This is a genomic window from Psychrobacter alimentarius, from assembly GCF_001606025.1.
GTDB classification, from domain to species: Bacteria; Pseudomonadota; Gammaproteobacteria; order Pseudomonadales; family Moraxellaceae; genus Psychrobacter; species Psychrobacter alimentarius.
This window is the reverse complement of the sequence record NZ_CP014945.1, coordinates 1,032,762-1,050,065: the sequence shown is the minus strand read 5'-3', so window position 1 is coordinate 1,050,065 and position 17,304 is coordinate 1,032,762. Positions and strand designations below refer to the sequence as shown.

Below are 17,304 nucleotides of genomic sequence, written 5' to 3'. Positions count from 1 at the left end.
AAAACAAAAAACTATTTTCAATAAAAAACCGTCTTTTACCGAAGGCGGTTTTTTATTGAGCTGAATAAAACAATTACCAATCTAAGCACGCTTTAAACGCAGCGCATTTAGTACGACGAACAATGAGCTTAGTGACATACCAATGGCAGCAAGCCATGGTGGCACATAACCTAATGCCGCTGGTATCAATACGACGCCATTATAGATAAGCGCCCAGCGAAAGTTTTGTTTGATAATGCGTTCAGCTTTATCAGCGATACGCTTGGCAGCAGTAATGGCTTCGATTTGTCCATTTAAAATAATACTATCACTAGATACTTGTGCCAAATCTGCTGCACCTGCAATTGAGGTTGAGACATCGGCGGCGGCCAATACTGGCGCATCATTAATACCATCGCCCACCATGAGCACTACCGCACCTTTCGCTTGCAACTGCTGAATATGGTTGACTTTATCAGTGGGCGATAAGCCATTATAGGCATATTGCATGCCTAAATTTTGGGCCATGACCAGCGCTTGGTGACTTGGGTCGCCTGTCAACATGACTGCTTCAATATTCGATGCTTTGAGCGTATCAAGCATCGCTTTTGCACTATCGCGTACTTTGTCATTAAAATAGAAACAGGCCAACGCTTGCCAAGATGCTGACTGATTTCGCTGACAAGACAGCACCACCGCTGAGCTGGCTCGATGCATCTCCAAATCAATACTAAGGTCTTGACCGCTTTTAGTGTTATTTATGCCATCCAGAGCAAAGTCTATATGACCAATGCGATAAAGTATCCCATCGATCATTGCTTCCACACCGCCCGCTGGGTAATGCTGTAAGTTTTGTGTTGCTGGCAAATGCAGTTGGTAGGCTGCGGTTAGTAAAGCGTGGGCAATAGGATGACGACTCCCTACTTCCAGCGCAGCAGCAATTGCTAGCACTTCGTCTTTTTGCGCAGACGTTGTGAGATTGCGATCCTTATCTGTACAGTTAAGCACTATTTCATTATGAGAAGCGGTTAACTCAATATTGAGCAAATTGGGTTTGCCATAAGTCAACGTACCTGTTTTGTCAAACGCTACATGGGTAATTTCGGCAAGCGTTTGCAGGGTATGGCCACGCGTGGTCAAAAATCCATAGCTTGCCAGGCGATTGGTAGCCACTGTCAGCGCGATGGGCGTCGCTAAAGAGAGCGCACAAGGACAGGTTGCCACCAAGACTGCGACCGTGGCCCAAATGGCTTGACTTGGCTCAACGATGTACCAGCCTACAAAGACCAAAACGGACAATACCAAAATTCGAGCAACAAACCAACGTGCCAGTTTGTCCGCCTGCTGTGCAAGTTTTGGTTTTTCACTCATGGCTCGGTTCATCAGTCGATCAATCAAGCCAATCTGACTGTCTTCTGGTAGCGCTGTTATCAACATCTCAAAGGGTTGGCTGTCGTTTTGCGCACCGCCAACAATATAATCTCCTTGAGTCTTTAAAATCAAATCACCCTCACCCGTTAGTAGGCTTTGTGACACGGTTGCGGTTGGGCTGAGTAGAATGCCGTCACTAATAATCTCAGAGCCCGCCTCAATCATAATGATGTCACCCACCTGCAAACTATGGGCAGTCATCATCTGTTTTTCTTCCAGACTGTCCGGCTGTGACATAGCTGATGATTGATGCCTTGTTTGCTGCCAATCTTGTGCAATCTGTGAGGTTATTTGATAGACATTGGCATCCATACTCTGCATAAAATTTGGCATAACGCTGGCAGTGCTTTGCAAATTGGCATCGCTTACGCCCAAGTCATCAACCGGATTACTGGTATCTGCGTTTTTCTTCTCAATACTCACTTGCGTGAGCACATTTTGCTCTAACTGCTGCAAAATTTGCCGCGCTGCTGCCTTATTTTCAGCAATTTTTTGTACCAGCACAGGTTCAACCACCACCAGATCGTTTGCCATTGTGGCCGCTTTTAGGCGTGCATTGTGCTCAATGTAACGCCCTGCTAATAAGAAGAAAACAAACATACTGACTGAATCATAATAGGTTTCTCCTTGGCCCGTCACAGTGGCATAAAGACTTGCAAAGAAAGTAATGATTAAAGCAACGCTGACGGGCACATCCATATTGACTTGACGCGCGCGAATCGCTGACCATGCAGAGGTAAAAAAAGGAATAGCAGCATAGAAGAAAACGGGCGTACTAACGAATAAGGATACCCAACGCAAAAAGTCCCGTTGAAAAACCAACATGTCACTGTACTCGCCAAAATACAGCGCAACCGCATACATCATGGCTTGCATAGAACCTAGAGCAGCAATGCCTAGGCGCAGTATCATTTGGTTATTGTGACGTGCCAGCATGGCCTCATGAGTATCTTGCCGATAAGGCTTTGCCTCATAGCCAATTTCATTGATAACAGCTAAGATACGACTGATGGGCAGTTTGCTCTCATCCCAAATCACTCGCATACGCTGACTGGTTAAGTTTACCTGACACTGACGAATACCATCTAGCTCGTCTAGCCGCGATTCAATCAACCATGTGCAAGCAGCACAGCGTAAGTTATTGACGGACAGCTCTGCGACTGAAAGCCCATCTTGTGCATAGACAAACTGCGACTTTATTTCATCGTGATCATAAACTTCGAGGCGGTTCAATTGGGTTGGTAGACTTGCAGTGCGATTAATCTCTGAACGGTCTAGATAATACTGCTCAAGCCCTGCTTCCACAATGCTTTGTGAGGCCAGTTGACAGCCCATACAGCACATTTCACGTGACTTGCCTAATATCTCAGCATGAAAGGGTGGCTGCGGCACTGGATCACCGCAGTGAAAACAGTGACCAGCGAGCGGTAGTACCAAGCCTTCGATGATAGAGTTATCTTCATAAGGATGGCTGCTACCCGATGCCGCTTGTGATGGAGTACTAGACATAATCGCACTTACTTCCTTTATATAAGTTTTCTCAAACCCTATTTATTCTTAGTAAACTTGCTATTATTGATAGTGCTGAACACCATCCAATATAGCGGTTTGCAATAGTATCGATGCCAGTTAGTTTACGCAGAATAAAAACTCAATGACGAATTCATAGAAAATACATCGTGATAGCAGTCGTAAATTGCTATCTTAATGCCATTCATAAATCCAATTAAAAGCGGCCGACGATTTATTACCAATATGAGTATTTAGAGACAGATTATACTATAAGCCGTCGCTGCAAGTAGCATAACTGCTTGTAGTCTACTAACAATGAATGACTGCATTGACGATGATAGATTGAAAAATTTGTCATTTTACGTCATTATGAGGCAGTTTTTTATCCAAAAATGGTGCGACATCAGTGCAAAAATCCAATCCCAAGCTATTACCTTCCTCTAAGCCTACTCATCATACGCTGCCCTCACAACAGCGCGGCTTGGTATTTAGTAGTCTTCTATTAATCATCGTCATCGCTGGTATGGTCCTATTGGCACTATATCTAGTGAAACTTGATCGCACCATTACCCATAAGTTTGAGGGTAAGCGCTGGGACATTCCTGCAAAAGTATATTCCCAGCCACTTGAGTTGTATCAAGGTGCGAATGTTGATAGAGATACGATGAAGACGTGGCTTGAGCTTTTAAATTATCAAAGCAATAAGTCCTATGATCGCACGGGTACTTATCATCGCTCAGGCAATACCTATTTTATCCATACGCGTGGCTTTACTTATAGCTCAAGTGATGTCGACAAAGAGCAGGTCATTAAAATGACCATTGCTGGTAATAAAATCGAGTCGATTCAAAGCACTTTACCTGCTAAAAGTGGCATCATTCGTTTGGAACCTGTCAATATTGGCGGTATCTATCCAGATAGCAACGAAGATCGCTTGGTCGTCTCGTTAGATGAAGTACCCCAGCCATTGATCGATGCATTGATAGCCACGGAAGACCGTGCATTTTATGAGCATAAAGGGGTTTCGATACGTGGTATTGCACGTGCTGTTCTCAATAACTTTTCAGGTGGCTCTAGACAGGGTGGTTCAACCATTACGCAGCAGCTAATTAAAAATTTCTATCTGAATTCTGACCGCACCCTAAAACGTAAAGCCAATGAAGCCTTAATGGCCGTGCTACTTGAACTGCACTATAGTAAAGATGAGATTCTCCAAACTTATTTGAATGAGATTTATTTGGGCCAGAATGGCAATCGCTCGATCAATGGTTTTGGTTTGGCATCACAATTCTATTTTGACAAACCTTTGAATGAGCTGCGTTTGGATCAACAAGCCATGCTTGTCGGGATGGCAAAAGGTCCAAGTATTTATAATCCTCGTCGCAATCCAAATGATTCAAAAGCGCGCCGTGATATTGTCCTTAGTAATATGCTGGCAGTGGGTTCAATCAGCCAAGAAGACTACGATAAAGCAGTGAAGCAATCACTTGGCATCGTTGATAAGCCTGTTGAGGGCAAGAGTCAATTCCCAGACTTTCTAGATATCGTGAAACGTGAATTAAACACTGTGTACTACTCTGACGATCTCAAAAACGAAGGTCTGATTATCATTAGTACGCTAGATCCTATTGCTCAGTTAGCAGCAGACAAAGCCGTTGATAAAAAGCTTGGGGAGTTGCGCCGCAACAATAGTAAAACCAAAAATCTACAGGGTGCTTTGGTAAGTGCCAATCCTGAAACGGGCGAGCTTGTCTCTGTGGTCGGCAGTGGTAGTGAATTTACAGGCTTTAACCGCGCCGTCGATGCTAAGCGTCAAGTGGGCTCGTTGTTAAAACCTATTATCTATATGACAGCACTTGAAAGCGGTCGTTATAATCTGGCCAGCTCAATAGACGACTCGCCAATTACGGTGAATTTGAATGACGGTACCAAGTGGAATCCTAAAAACTATGACAATCGTGATCATGGTTTTGTGCCACTCACCACTGCTTTATCAAACTCCTATAATCACAGTGCCGTACGTTTAGGTATGGAGTTCGGAGTAGACACCTTTGCCAAGCAGTTACAGCGCATGGGGGTTAAAGAAAAAATACCACCTTATCCTTCTGCTTTATTAGGCTCAGTTAATCTTAGCCCAATGGATATGCTTGGCGTCTACCAAGTGTTTGCGACGGGTGGCTTTCGCACGCCGATTCATAGTATTCGTACTGTGATTGATGATCGTGGTCGCATTTTGCAACGTACTGGTTTAAACACTCAGCGTAGCATCCCACCTGAAACCAATTTTTTGACCAACTATGCGTTACAACAAGTGGTTGCAACGGGTTCTGCTAAACGTGCGCAATCGCTTGGTAGCAATCTAAACTTGGCGGGTAAAACAGGCACTACAAATGATTTCCGCGATGCTTGGTTTGCAGGCTACAGTGGCAACTATGTCAGTGTGGTTTGGGTAGGTCGTGATGACAACAAGCCAATTGGTTTGAGCGGTGGTACAGGTGCCCTACCAGTTTGGGTTGACTATATGAAACGCTTAAAACTTACCCCTGTGGCACTGCCTGAACCTGAAGGTATCGAATGGTTATGGCTTGAAAACAATTCAGGCAAATTATCGAATGAGCGCTGTGCTGATGCTCGCTACTTACCAGTAATGTCTGCGCATTTGCCAGAAGAGGCCAGTAGTTGTGCAATTGGTCTTTATCAACAAGATCGTAATCGTGAACAGATGCAAGGACAGGATCAGGAAAGCGCTATCAACCAGCAACGTCGCCGTGAAGGTTTGGAGATTCCAAATGGCGAAGCGGTTGACTCTGACAATCAAGAAGGTGATGATGCAGAAAGTCGTGCTGATACTTGGTATGACCGTGCCGTTGAGTGGTTTTAGAGTTCAATGACGCTAAAACTGTTTTTAAAACTTATAAAGGGTTTCGACATGATGTTATCTCTCAATCAAACTGTATTAGCTAAGCAGGTGTTTATAATGCCACTCAAAAAGAGCAGCACTGCCAATACCTCATTGACAGTTGGTGTACTGATCGCCATGTTAAGTTTGAGTGCCTGCCAGACTGCACCAAGTATGTCTACTACAGCGCAGAGTACACCTATACAAGCCAGCTTACCATCACAGGAACAAGTGTCAGAAGCCGTTACCACAGTAAAGGTTACGCCTGTCACTCAAGCGCCTATCGTGAGAGCCGATGATGAAAGCGATTATGCGATTGAGTCTGATGGTTCTTCTGAACCATCAAATCCCTTGACGCAAGAGACACCTGTTCTTAATACACCTAGCTCCGCATCGATTCCATCTAATACCATCATCCTCACTCCTTCTCGTGATGATTATATGATCTCAGAACCAATAGTACCCTCACGCAACGAGTTACTAGAGCAAGCAAGAAAAAATTCACAGCAAAGGACTCAGAGAGCAACAAGCAACAACAGTGATCTGCCAGCATTTCGCAATTTGATGCAAACTGGCATCAATCAACTGAAATCTGGCAATCTGACCAATGCTGAAAACAGCTTCACTCGTGCACAGCGCCTAGCGCCTAAGTCTTCTGCCGTATACTTTTATCTGGCGCAAGTGGCATTGAAAAAGAACCAACCTCGCAAAGCAGAGGCGATGGCTAGACGCGGGCTTACGGTTTCGCAAGATTCTAGTCGTAGGCGAGCCTTGTGGCAAATTATCTTGCAGTCTGGACAAGCTCAAGGTAATTCGCGTGTCATACGTGAAGCAAAGCAAGCCTTACGCTAATAAATTCAGTACTTGAGCCATCAAGCACTAGACAAGAAAACCATACTATTATTTTTTAAATTTGGTACGTTCATCGTTCACTCAAAACATATCTATATTCATTTTTATTCAAGCTTAAGGTTATCGTTATGGCATGGCAACAACTGCATTTACAATGTGAAAAAGCAAACGTCGATTTGGCTGAGGCACTGCTACTAGAAGCAGGGGCATTATCCATCGCTTTAGACGACGCAGGTGACCAGCCTTTATTTGAGCCATTACCTGGTGAATCACCACTATGGGATGATGTCATCTTAACCGGACTGTTCGATGCCACAACTGACACGGGTAGCCGCCAAGCCGTTGAGCAGCTGAGTCATGAGATTGCCGCGCAAGTACAAGCCACACGTATTTGGCTGAGCGCCGTTGATGACAAAGACTGGGAACGCGAATGGATGAGTAACTATCATCCTATCGAATGTGCCAATAACTTATGGATTGTGCCAAATTGGATAACGCCGCCTAACCCTGAGGCAACCAACATTATTATGGACCCAGGACTTGCTTTTGGGACTGGCTATCATGCCACCACTCGTTTGTGTCTTGATTGGCTAACAGAACAAGATTTAAATGATAAAGTTGTCATCGATTATGGTTGTGGTTCGGGTATTTTGGGCATTGCCGCTTTGTTATTAGGTGCACGTCACGTATTTGCCGTCGATATCGACCCTCAAGCCGTATTGGCCACCAATCAAAATGCAGCACGCAACCAAGTGGGTGACCGTCTACAAGCATTTTTGCCAGAAGCCTTCACTGATTATTGCTCAGAGCATGATATCTTGCCTGTCAATGTGATCGTTGCCAATATTTTGGCCAAGCCTTTGATTGGCTTAGCGCCTTATTTTTCTACCTTAATCGCACCAAAAGGTCGTATTGTTTTGGCGGGATTGATTGAGTCTCAAACTGAACAGGTCATGGCAGCTTATCAGCCCTATTTTACACTTGATCCGAAACATGCTTTCACTGCCCAAGAAGAGCAGCACTGGCAGCGATTATCTGGTACATTTACAGGCTAGCAACATTTAATTACATCTGTTACGATAGAGGGTAGTCAAATGTTATGTGTTTGATGCCACTCTATCTTTAGCTGTAACTCATCAATTTGTTGTACGTTTGAATGCAAGTATGAGCGTGATAGGCAGTTTTTATAAGTGGCTGAGCGGTATTGATAACCATCTTTTTTGGATTCGACCCTATGACCACTGCCATAAAAACTCAATGCCCCCATTGCAAAGCTTGCTTTGACGTACAGCAGACTCAGTTAAATAAAGTAAATGCCATCGTCAACTGTGAGCAGTGTCAACAAAGTTTTTTGGTCAATCAACATCTTATTGTCACTCATACTAGCTATCGTACTAATACTCGATCAGAAACCAAATCACCCAATCAAAATATGCCGTCTACGAATAGGCAACTGGTAAAAGAATTGTCATCTGATGATTTGATTTATGATGATATGGATATTGATGAGGCCTCAGATACCGAGTTAGAGTATGACTCACTAGACAGTATGGATGCATGGTTGACTCAAGCAAGTCATGCATCCACTCCTGTTAATACACCTTCGTATAATACCTCTAAAGCAGCAAATAAAAACAGCCACGCCTCTACGAAACCTCTATTAAATGACCATACGTCAATAGCACCCTCTGCAATTAGCTCAGTAGCAGCTAATGATATTCATGCAAGCGTAGATCAAAAAACAGACAATGCATGGCTTGAGGAGCTTCTAAAAGAACAAAATAAGCGTGAAGAGACACTGCAAGATGATACAGATTTATCACAATTATTGCTGAATATGGGTGTGCCTCTTAAGGACGAAAACAACATTCCCGAAAAGCATATTAGAAAATCTCAAGCAAAATTTTCACCAACGTCTGAAAAACAGTCAATTGCCTCATTACTATGGGTACTTGGATGCTCAGTACTGGCTCTCTTACTTTTTGCCCAATATGTCATTTTTAATTTAGAAAATCTGGTCAAAAATCCAGTTTATGCTGAACGCCTACAAGCCATCTGTTCTATCGCTGCTTGTAGTTTGCCAAGCGCTGATTTAAATGCATTATCAATTGTTAACACCAATCACCGTTCAAGCCTAGTTAATGATGCCAGCACCTTTAGCGATGTAAGTGCGACGTTAAATAATCAAAGTGCAAAAGCACAGCTTTACCCAAATCTCAAGGTCAGTGTTTATAGTGCGAATAGTATGATTGGCGAATTTATCGCGACACCAGAAGAGTATTTACTGAGTAAACAAAACTATTTGGCTGCTGCTAGTGCTAGGCAGCTTTTGTTTACAATTCCCGTAGCTGATACAAAAATCCGCGAAATCACTATAAATCCTTTGTACTGATTTCGCTGTTGAGCAGCAAAATAGGCGGTCATTTACAGTATAAAACTGTTCTTACTCGATAATCCTACTGAAGATAACAGCCAATCTGTCAGCGCTAGACAAAATTAGTTTGATATAATACCCTACCCTCTCATGGTTTGATTCTCTCTAAAGGACATTATCTTATGGCAACTCATGCACAGCATAACGCCAATCATTTTGCCAAAAGCTCTGATCATCTTGCCGATTATAATGAGAACGACTATCGTCATCCAGCGCATGGTTTTTGCTCTTCTTTAGGTAGTGATACCAATCATGCACAGGAGCCTTTACGTGTACATGTAGAACGTGTGGTAAGACAGTATTTCGCCATGCTGGGTGACGAGACACCTACTGATTTGTATGAATTGATCTTAAAACAAATTGAAGAACCCCTCTTATCTGTCGTGCTCGAAAAAACTCGAGGCAATCAAACCAAATGTGCGCAAATTCTTGGTCTTAATCGCGGTACTTTACGCAAAAAACTCAAAACTTACGACTTAATGTAGCACAGGCTATATGAGCGCTTTTATATTCATTAATCTTCACTATGTATGGCAATTTGACGTTCATGATTTTATCCTCAGCGATATCGTCTACAATAATTGTCATTATCCCCTTGCCAGACGTTTACGTCAGGCTTTTTTTATGGAAGTTTTTTTATGAGTACAACCCCACTTGCACTATTATCGGTCTCTGATAAATCTAATATCGTTGAGTTTGCCGAGGGTCTTATCAAAGCAGGTTTTGGCTTACTATCTACTGGCGGCACTTATCGGTTACTCACAGAAAACAATATTGCTGTCACCGAAGTATCTGACTACACAGGCTTTCCTGAGATGATGGATGGTCGTGTTAAGACCCTGCATCCTAAAATTCATGGCGGCATCCTCGGACGTCGCGGTACAGATGATGCTGTAATGAGTGAGCATGCAATCGAACGTATTGACTTGGTTGTGGTGAATTTATATCCTTTTGCTGAAACCATTGCTCGTGCTGATGTAACCATGAACGATGCCATCGAGAATATTGATATCGGTGGTCCTACTATGGTACGTTCAGCGGCAAAAAACCATGCCCACGTTGGAATCGTCACTGATCCAGGTGACTATGAGCGTATACTTGTTGCATTGGGTGATGGTACTGAACTGACAGCTGCTTTACGTTACGATTTGGCAGTGAAAGCTTTTGAACATACTGCACAATATGACGGTATGATTGCCAACTTCTTAGGTAGCCGTGTCAATGAAGACCAAAGCGCTGAGAATTTTTCGCGTACATTTAATGTGCAACTTGAAAAAGTACAGGACCTACGCTACGGTGAAAACCCACATCAGAATGCCGCTTTTTATGTAGAAAATAACCCATTAAAAAGCCAGCAAGCCTCTATTGCGACCGCTAAGCAATTGCAAGGCAAAGCACTGTCTTATAACAATATCGCCGATACTGATGCAGCGCTTGAATGCGTAAAAGCTTTCAGTACACCTGCTTGCGTTATCGTTAAGCACGCTAATCCTTGCGGTGTCGCTGTTGATGCTGATCAGGTAACGGCTTATCGCACGGCTTTTAGCACAGACCCTGAGTCTTCTTTTGGCGGTATCATCGCTTTCAACCGTCCGTTAACGTTAGCAGCTGCTCATGCCATCATCGACAACCAGTTTGTTGAAGTGATTATCGCCCCTAGCGTTGAAGAAGGTGTACTCAAAGCAACGGCTGCTAAGAAAAACGTGCGCGTATTGGTATGCGGCGAACTACCTGCACCGGATCAGCGTGATACCCAGCTGGACTACAAGCGCGTTAATGGTGGTCTGTTAGTACAAGAGCAAGATCTTGGTTTGATTACTGCTAATGACCTGACCATCGTCACAGATGTGCAGCCAACCGAAGCGCAAATTGCCGATCTACTTTTCAGCTGGAATGTGGCGAAATATGTCAAATCTAATGCCATTGTTTATGCAAAAGGTCAGCGCACGATTGGTGTGGGTGCAGGTCAAATGAGTCGCGTTAATTCAGCCCGTATTGCAGCTATCAAAGCTGAGCATGCGGGATTAGCTACTGAAGGTGCTGTCATGGCATCAGATGCCTTCTTCCCATTCCGTGATGGTATTGATAATGCTGCCCAAGTTGGTATTTCTGCCATTATTCAGCCAGGTGGTTCTATGCGTGATGATGAGACCATTGCTGCAGCAAATGAGCATGGTATCGCGATGGTATTTACAGGTATGCGCCATTTCCGCCATTAATAAGTCGAAGCTGTAGATAATAAAAAAGCCACTGTCAAAATACAGTGGCTTTTTTATGTTTCATTTTCATAATTGGTCAGTTTCAATAATCAGTCAATCGATTAACGCCCCTGTGCGTTTTTCATGTTGGCTTCATTGATTTCAACTTTATATACCAAGCGCAGATAATCTAGATAGTCCTGTAGTTGATCTTGTCCCAAATTATCACGAATGATAGTAGCGGTTTGCGCTCTTTGCATCTCAGACAATGGTGACTGTTGTTCTGTCTTAATACGATCACCCACCAATAACGTGGCACCTGTCTCAGTTTCACTAGCGACAGCAACGACACCATTATCAGCAGCTTGCTGACTGAATGCCAATCCACGCTCTTTTTCTGTCAATCGAGTTGTCTGACGGTTGACACTGCCTAGTGATTGAAGACGTACTGGTTGTTTACCGATATCAGCTGGCGTCTTAATACCAGCAGCCAATGTTTTGGCTTGCTTCACTGCCAATGCTGTGGCTTTTTGCTGGCGTAATATTTGAGTAATTTTCGGGGTTGCCGCTGCTAAAGTAAGGGTCTTAGTAGGACGATAGTTACTTGGTTGCACCCAAACATTACCATTTCCAACTTCGATACCAGCTGTTACTGCCTGATCTTGAATAGTGAATTCATCAAAGGCCTGTTTGATAACCGCTGGCTGAGACAGTACCGATTGATTATTTTCTTTAGTATAGTCTTTAATACGTTTGAGCGTTACATTCTCTTGCTGAGCAATATCTTCAATACTAAACCCATCTGCTGCCAAGTCATTAATTGCGGTCACTTTATCGGCATACATCTCTTGGCGTTTGTATTCTTTTGCTTTAGCGGTTAACTCGTCACGCATGCTCTCTAGCGTTGGCATCTTACTGCCATTGTCTTCTGTTACAGTAAATATCTGATAGCCAAAGCTGGTCTTAACTGGCGCGGTCACGCCACCAACACTCAGCCCTTCTAAAGCTTTTTCAACTGCTTCTGCGTCATTACCGAAGACCGTTGGGTTAAATCGACCGATATCGCCACCTGTCTCTCCTGATGGATCATCAGATTCTGCTTTTGCCAATGCTGCAAAAGACTCACCTTTATTTAGACGAGCTTTTATCTTATCTGCTCGTGCTTTGGCATCATCACCTGTCAATAAGATTTGACTAATTTGACGCTCATCATTGATTGCCTGACTTTGCTTATAAGCGTCATATTGCTGCTGCAAGTCTTCCTTAGTGACATCATTAACTTGAATAGATTGAGGGGTCAGTTGCAAATAAGCCAAATCTACCATCGCTGCACTTTTTAGTGTATTTTTATTGGCATCGTAATAAGATTGTATGTCGCTTTTACTTACTTTGACCTGCTCTGCATAATCTTGCCATTTGAAACGATACAGCCAGATATTACGTGACTCAAGCTGCAAATCAATCAGTTGACTAACGGCTTTCATTGGATACACTGCCGTACCTACGATACTGGCATTAAGCTGATCGAGACTAAGCTGATTGCGAAATTCTGCAAATAACTGGTTTTTAGTCATACCACGCTGACGCAAAAAGTTTGCAAATTGATCGTTAGAGAAATTACCCTCTGCATCCTTGAATATTTCTTCTTCACGCAATAAACGATTGATGGTGTCGTCAGAGACTGTCATGCCAAGCTTACCAGCTTGCTGTTCTAACAACGTACGATCAACAAGACCTTTTAGTACCTGCTCATGTAATACATCTTCATTCAATAGGCTGGCATCATCAACTTGCTCTAATATCTCAGTGCGACGGTTATTTACGGCAGTCTGATACTCTGACAATCCTACGCTAGCATCACCCACCTGAGCGATCTGGTTGGGATCAACCCCGCCGCCAAAATAGCTTTCGACACCCAGTAGAGCGAGCGGCGATAGGCATAAAATCAATAAAATGCGACCTGGCCAGCTTTTTAAAAAATCGCGCAATTTATCCATAATTATCTCTGCTTTATTAACCTATATTGATGAAAAACCATTGTAATATTATTATTAATATCAATGCTATCTAAGCAGGCAATGGTAAGAATAAGAACATATGCATTTACTGAAAAATAATAAGGCCGTATAAAGCAGCCTTGTTTAAACAACGCATCTATCGCGCGCCCTATGATACGTGATTTTTGATATATACTCAAAATATTCACGTTGTCTGATACAAACTATCCCAATAAAAAAAGCACCCAGTTATTAGGTGCTTTTTTTCGTTCAAATCTTTACTTAGAGTAAAACCCAAGTCATGAACGATGATATATCTGTATCACGGCCAGCAAGCGCTGTCTTTGTTTATCTGCTTTCATCATACAGCGCATGCAGCTTATCGCTTAAAAGAACGGCTTAGTTTAAGCGCTCTTTTAGGTTTTTACCAGCTTTAAAGCTTGGTACCTTACTTGCTGGAATGCTAAGCTCTTCACCAGTCTTAGGGTTACGACCAGTGCGTGCTTTACGGTCTTTTACGCTAAAAGTACCAAAGCCAACTAGTGAAATGCTATCGCCAGCTTCTAATGCTTCGCCAACACTTTCCATAACAGCGTTTAGGGCATCACCAGCTTGGGTTTTGTTTAGACCACTTTTGTCTGCGATGCTATCAATTAATTCTGACTTATTCATAAAATTTCCTTCAAGTTTAAGGGGGATAATAAACGCTCACGCCAAGCATTGTAACGTTCTCATAGCATTTAAGCAATAAGAACTGCCTGACTGGCATATTAACAGGTGTCGCTTTGTTATCGTCTTTATATCAAGGCAGCATAAGGAGCGCAAGTGATTTTACATATTTTCGTTCTCTGAACTACGTATTTGACACTCAATGTTACGCAAAGCCTTTGCAACTCTCCACATAGATGTTTATTTTAGCTAAAATATCGATGATTCTGTTAGCAAAATGATATGTGTTACCTTCTACTACATTGATAATTATGAGTACCAGCTTTTTTATTGACTGCCAAGTAATCAGGTAATAATTTATTAACCAGCAGAAACTAGCGTTACTTTTTATTATAAAGACGTTACTATAAGAAAATAACATTGCATCTATTGAGGCAGAATTTAAACCTTGTTTATCTTCTGCCTCAGATTTGTCAAATAAAAAACGGATTATTTACATGAAGCGTTCTACGTTGTCCCACTCTCTTCTTAATATTATTTTGGTATTCATCGAGTCGGCGCTAACACTATTGTTACGTTTGGATCCCGAACTGCGTAAAGCCGCTTATCCGCTAGCCAAACAAGGTACTGTTGTAGCACTACGTTTGTATTTACCCCATGTCGAGGTTTTTGCTACTTTTAGCACTAAGGGTGTATTGCTAGATGCTGAACTACCAATTGGTCGTAGTGAGCCTGATGTCATCATTAATGCTTATAGTGTTCAAATTATCAACGCTATCAGCACTCACGATAGCGAGGCAACTGAGAAGCTACAAATGCGCGGTGAGTCTGTCCAAGTACAACTGGTCAAGCAATTTATTATGCAGCTTGGTGTTGGTAATTTGATTCGAGGCGTGATTCAGAAGTTTAAGGGTGGAAAAGATAAAAGCCATCCTACTGACGCTGAAATGGCGGATAAAAAAGAGAGCTATCAGCTCCGTATTAAAGAGCAGCAAACCCAAATTAATACCTTAACCATTAAAAATCGCGAACTTGAAACGACGCTAAAAGAGTTACAGAGTAAGCAAAAAACCCTGATGATCGTAACGGTCATTGCCATCGTTGTTATGATTGGCTCTATCATAGCGCTATTGATGAATTAGTTTTGATTAAGTATTAATAGACAGTGCGGTGCCGTCTGTATAAGCGTTTGATGCCTGCTATCTGATGGGCATTAAACGCTTTTTTGTTTTTATATACTTGTTAATGTTGTGCATAGATTTTTATTTTTAAAACAAAAGCTTGACGTCCTCTCCTCATCTATGTGGTTCCTTCTCTTTTTAATGTCATTGTTTTTATCAATCATCATGATGAGCTAGATTAACCATTCAACCATACTTTAATCTTGACTAAATTACTCAGGATTAAGTATAATGGGTTCAATCGTTGCACACATCGGGTCGATCATCTGTTGTTTAATAACGATAAGACAAATCTTAGCCAGTATCACATTTTACAAGTAGTGCTCATATTATGGGCTACTGTCATGCTCAGCTCGCTAAGAACGTTGTTAAATAAAAATGACATAAAAGTTTGGAGATAACATATGCGTTTGACTACTCGAGGCAGGTACGCCGTTACTGCATTACTAGATTTGGCATTACAAACCAGTCAGCAGGATACTGCAGTTTCTTTATCAGACATTGCCAAAAGACAATCGATTTCTATCTCTTATCTTGAACAGCTATTTTCAAAGCTTCGCAAACGTGGTCTTGTTACTAGTATTCGCGGTGCCGCTGGTGGTTATCTTTTAGCCAAACCATTACATGAAATAGATGTGATGACCATCATATCGGCGGTTGACGAATCAGTGAATGCGATGCAATGTGAAGGACGCGGCGACTGTCAAGATGGTACAATGTGTTTAACTCACGACTTATGGTCTGCGTTATCCAACCATATCGAACAGTACTTGAAAAATATAACTTTAGCGCAATTATTAGACATGGAAAACGTGCAATCGGTTTCAGAGCGTCAGCACATATCTACTAAAGATATTTCCATAAAAGACATCAACACTATTACTTTATCGAACAGCGAGGCAAACCCAGCATGAGCCAACATAACAACCTTATATACTTAGATTATGCCGCCACCACACCAGTTGCTAAGTCAGTAGCTGCTAAGATGAGCGAGTATCTGACTGTAGATGGCATCTTTGGTAACCCAGCCTCGCGTTCGCACGGTTACGGCTGGCAAGCAGAAGAAGCGGTGGAAACGGCTCGTCAGCAAGTTGCTGAAGTCATTAACGCTGACCCACGCGAAATTGTTTTCACTTCTGGTGCAACTGAATCTGATAACTTAGCTATTAAAGGTGCGGCACATTTCTACCAGTCTCGCGGTAAGCACATCATTACCAGTAAAATTGAGCATAAAGCGGTACTTGATACGTGCCGTGAGCTTGAGCAAGAAGGCTTTGAGATTACTTATCTTGAGCCACAACCAAGCACTGGATTGATTTTACCTGAGCAAGTTAAAGAAGCACTGCGTGATGATACGATTTTAGTATCGCTCATGATGGTGAATAATGAGCTTGGTACGGTAACTGATGTTGCTGCTATTGGCGAAATCACTCGTGAAGCTGGTATCGTGTTCCACGTTGATGGTGCTCAGTCTGTCGGTAAAGTGTTGATCAATCTTGAAGAGATGAAAATTGACTTGATGAGTTTCTCAGGTCACAAAGCATACGGTCCTAAAGGTATCGGTGCCTTATTTGTTCGTCGTAAACCTCGTATTCGTCTAAAAGCAGAACAGCACGGCGGTGGTCATGAGCGTGGTATGCGTTCAGGTACATTGCCAACACATCAAATCGTTGGTTTGGGTGCAGCATTTGCTCTAGCTAATGAGCGTTATGAAGAAGACCATGCTCATGCAGCGAAATTGCGTCAAAAATTATGGAACGGTCTACAAGATATCGAAGAGATTTATCTCAATGGTGATCTTGAGCACAGCGTACCTAACATTGTGAATATCAGCTTTAACTTTGTTGAAGGTGAATCACTCATGATGTCTCTAAAAGATCTAGCTGTCTCATCAGGTTCAGCCTGTACGTCAGCGACACTTGAGCCATCATATGTATTACGCGCTATTGGTCGCCCAGACGAATTGGCTCATAGCTCAATCCGTTTTAGCTTTGGACGTTATACCACTGAAGAAGATATCGATACGGTTATTAAACAAATGCATGAGGCAGTTGATAAATTGCGTGCCCTATCACCACTTTGGGACATGTATCAAGAAGGTGTTGATTTAAACTCAGTCGAATGGTCTGAGCATTAAAAATTTGTACCAAAA

Annotated in this window: 12 protein-coding genes; 9 read left to right on the top strand and 3 right to left on the bottom strand. The window is 42.6% G+C overall.

The genetic code is table 11. From position 1 onward, the window contains the following. Nucleotides 1-81: 81 nt before the first annotated feature. Nucleotides 82-2,919, bottom strand: coding sequence for a heavy metal translocating P-type ATPase (locus tag A3K91_RS04415; protein WP_062844170.1), 2,838 nt, complete (start codon nucleotides 2,917-2,919; stop codon nucleotides 82-84). Between the two features lie 409 nt (nucleotides 2,920-3,328). Here A3K91_RS04415 and mrcB point away from each other — a divergent pair, with 409 nt between their 5' ends. The 6 genes from mrcB (at nucleotide 3,329) to purH (ending at nucleotide 11,326) form a co-directional block, all read left to right on the top strand. Beyond that, complete coding sequence (gene mrcB, locus A3K91_RS04410; RefSeq protein WP_062844169.1) at nucleotides 3,329-5,803, top strand: penicillin-binding protein 1B; 2,475 nt, start codon at nucleotides 3,329-3,331, stop codon at nucleotides 5,801-5,803. A gap of 48 nt (nucleotides 5,804-5,851) precedes the next feature. Then, a complete protein-coding gene (locus tag A3K91_RS04405; protein ID WP_062844168.1) occupies nucleotides 5,852-6,673 on the top strand; it encodes a tetratricopeptide repeat protein in 822 nt (273 codons plus the stop codon). Between the two features lie 128 nt (nucleotides 6,674-6,801). Continuing rightward, nucleotides 6,802-7,728 carry a 50S ribosomal protein L11 methyltransferase gene (prmA, locus tag A3K91_RS04400; RefSeq protein WP_062844167.1) on the top strand — a complete coding sequence of 309 codons (927 nt, stop codon included), beginning with the start codon at nucleotides 6,802-6,804 and terminating at the stop codon, nucleotides 7,726-7,728. Nucleotides 7,729-7,907: 179 nt separating this feature from the next. Next, the gene (locus A3K91_RS04395) at nucleotides 7,908-9,065 is read left to right on the top strand and encodes a zinc-ribbon and DUF3426 domain-containing protein (RefSeq protein WP_062844166.1); all 1,158 of its coding nucleotides are present in this window, start codon (nucleotides 7,908-7,910) and stop codon (nucleotides 9,063-9,065) included. 164 nt (nucleotides 9,066-9,229) lie between these two features. Continuing rightward, complete coding sequence (fis, locus tag A3K91_RS14280) at nucleotides 9,230-9,592, top strand: DNA-binding transcriptional regulator Fis (protein ID WP_062844165.1); 363 nt, start codon at nucleotides 9,230-9,232, stop codon at nucleotides 9,590-9,592. A 153-nt stretch (nucleotides 9,593-9,745) separates the two neighbouring features. Continuing rightward, the gene (gene purH / locus A3K91_RS04385) at nucleotides 9,746-11,326 is read left to right on the top strand and encodes a bifunctional phosphoribosylaminoimidazolecarboxamide formyltransferase/IMP cyclohydrolase (protein WP_062844164.1); all 1,581 of its coding nucleotides are present in this window, start codon (nucleotides 9,746-9,748) and stop codon (nucleotides 11,324-11,326) included. 101 nt (nucleotides 11,327-11,427) lie between these two features. On the opposite strand, the gene A3K91_RS04380 is transcribed toward purH, so the two are convergent. Further along, the gene (locus tag A3K91_RS04380; protein WP_062844163.1) at nucleotides 11,428-13,302 is read right to left on the bottom strand and encodes a SurA N-terminal domain-containing protein; all 1,875 of its coding nucleotides are present in this window, start codon (nucleotides 13,300-13,302) and stop codon (nucleotides 11,428-11,430) included. A 399-nt stretch (nucleotides 13,303-13,701) separates the two neighbouring features. Continuing rightward, complete coding sequence (locus A3K91_RS04375) at nucleotides 13,702-13,974, bottom strand: HU family DNA-binding protein (RefSeq protein ID WP_045445077.1); 273 nt, start codon at nucleotides 13,972-13,974, stop codon at nucleotides 13,702-13,704. 494 nt (nucleotides 13,975-14,468) lie between these two features. On the opposite strand from A3K91_RS04375, the gene A3K91_RS04370 reads away from it, so the two are divergent. The 3 genes from A3K91_RS04370 to A3K91_RS04360 all read left to right on the top strand — a co-directional run bounded on the left by A3K91_RS04370 (nucleotide 14,469) and on the right by A3K91_RS04360 (nucleotide 17,289). Next, nucleotides 14,469-15,113 (top strand): hypothetical protein, encoded by a 645-nt coding sequence (locus A3K91_RS04370; RefSeq protein WP_062844162.1) that lies wholly within the window; start codon nucleotides 14,469-14,471, stop codon nucleotides 15,111-15,113. A gap of 443 nt (nucleotides 15,114-15,556) precedes the next feature. Further along, on the top strand, nucleotides 15,557-16,066 hold the full coding sequence (locus A3K91_RS04365; protein WP_062844161.1) for an Rrf2 family transcriptional regulator: 510 nt from the start codon (nucleotides 15,557-15,559) through the stop codon (nucleotides 16,064-16,066). Beyond that, nucleotides 16,063-17,289, top strand: a complete 1,227-nt coding sequence (locus A3K91_RS04360; protein ID WP_062844160.1) for an IscS subfamily cysteine desulfurase — start codon at nucleotides 16,063-16,065, stop codon at nucleotides 17,287-17,289. The genes A3K91_RS04365 and A3K91_RS04360 overlap by 4 nt, the downstream gene beginning before the upstream one ends. Nucleotides 17,290-17,304 lie beyond the last annotated feature (15 nt).

What these genes read in the sequence shown, in the direction of transcription:
- A3K91_RS04375 (WP_045445077.1), bottom strand. Translation starts at nt 13,974, where the DNA reads ATGAATAAGTCAGAATTAATTGATAGCATCGCAGACAAAAGTGGTCTA.
- A3K91_RS04395 (WP_062844166.1), top strand. Translation starts at nt 7,908, where the DNA reads ATGACCACTGCCATAAAAACTCAATGCCCCCATTGCAAAGCTTGCTTT.
- prmA (WP_062844167.1), top strand. Translation starts at nt 6,802, where the DNA reads ATGGCATGGCAACAACTGCATTTACAATGTGAAAAAGCAAACGTCGAT.
- A3K91_RS04370 (WP_062844162.1), top strand. Translation starts at nt 14,469, where the DNA reads ATGAAGCGTTCTACGTTGTCCCACTCTCTTCTTAATATTATTTTGGTA.
- A3K91_RS04415 (WP_062844170.1), bottom strand. Translation starts at nt 2,919, where the DNA reads ATGTCTAGTACTCCATCACAAGCGGCATCGGGTAGCAGCCATCCTTAT.
- A3K91_RS04360 (WP_062844160.1), top strand. Translation starts at nt 16,063, where the DNA reads ATGAGCCAACATAACAACCTTATATACTTAGATTATGCCGCCACCACA.
- purH (WP_062844164.1), top strand. Translation starts at nt 9,746, where the DNA reads ATGAGTACAACCCCACTTGCACTATTATCGGTCTCTGATAAATCTAAT.
- A3K91_RS04405 (WP_062844168.1), top strand. Translation starts at nt 5,852, where the DNA reads ATGATGTTATCTCTCAATCAAACTGTATTAGCTAAGCAGGTGTTTATA.
- A3K91_RS04380 (WP_062844163.1), bottom strand. Translation starts at nt 13,302, where the DNA reads ATGGATAAATTGCGCGATTTTTTAAAAAGCTGGCCAGGTCGCATTTTA.
- fis (WP_062844165.1), top strand. Translation starts at nt 9,230, where the DNA reads ATGGCAACTCATGCACAGCATAACGCCAATCATTTTGCCAAAAGCTCT.
- A3K91_RS04365 (WP_062844161.1), top strand. Translation starts at nt 15,557, where the DNA reads ATGCGTTTGACTACTCGAGGCAGGTACGCCGTTACTGCATTACTAGAT.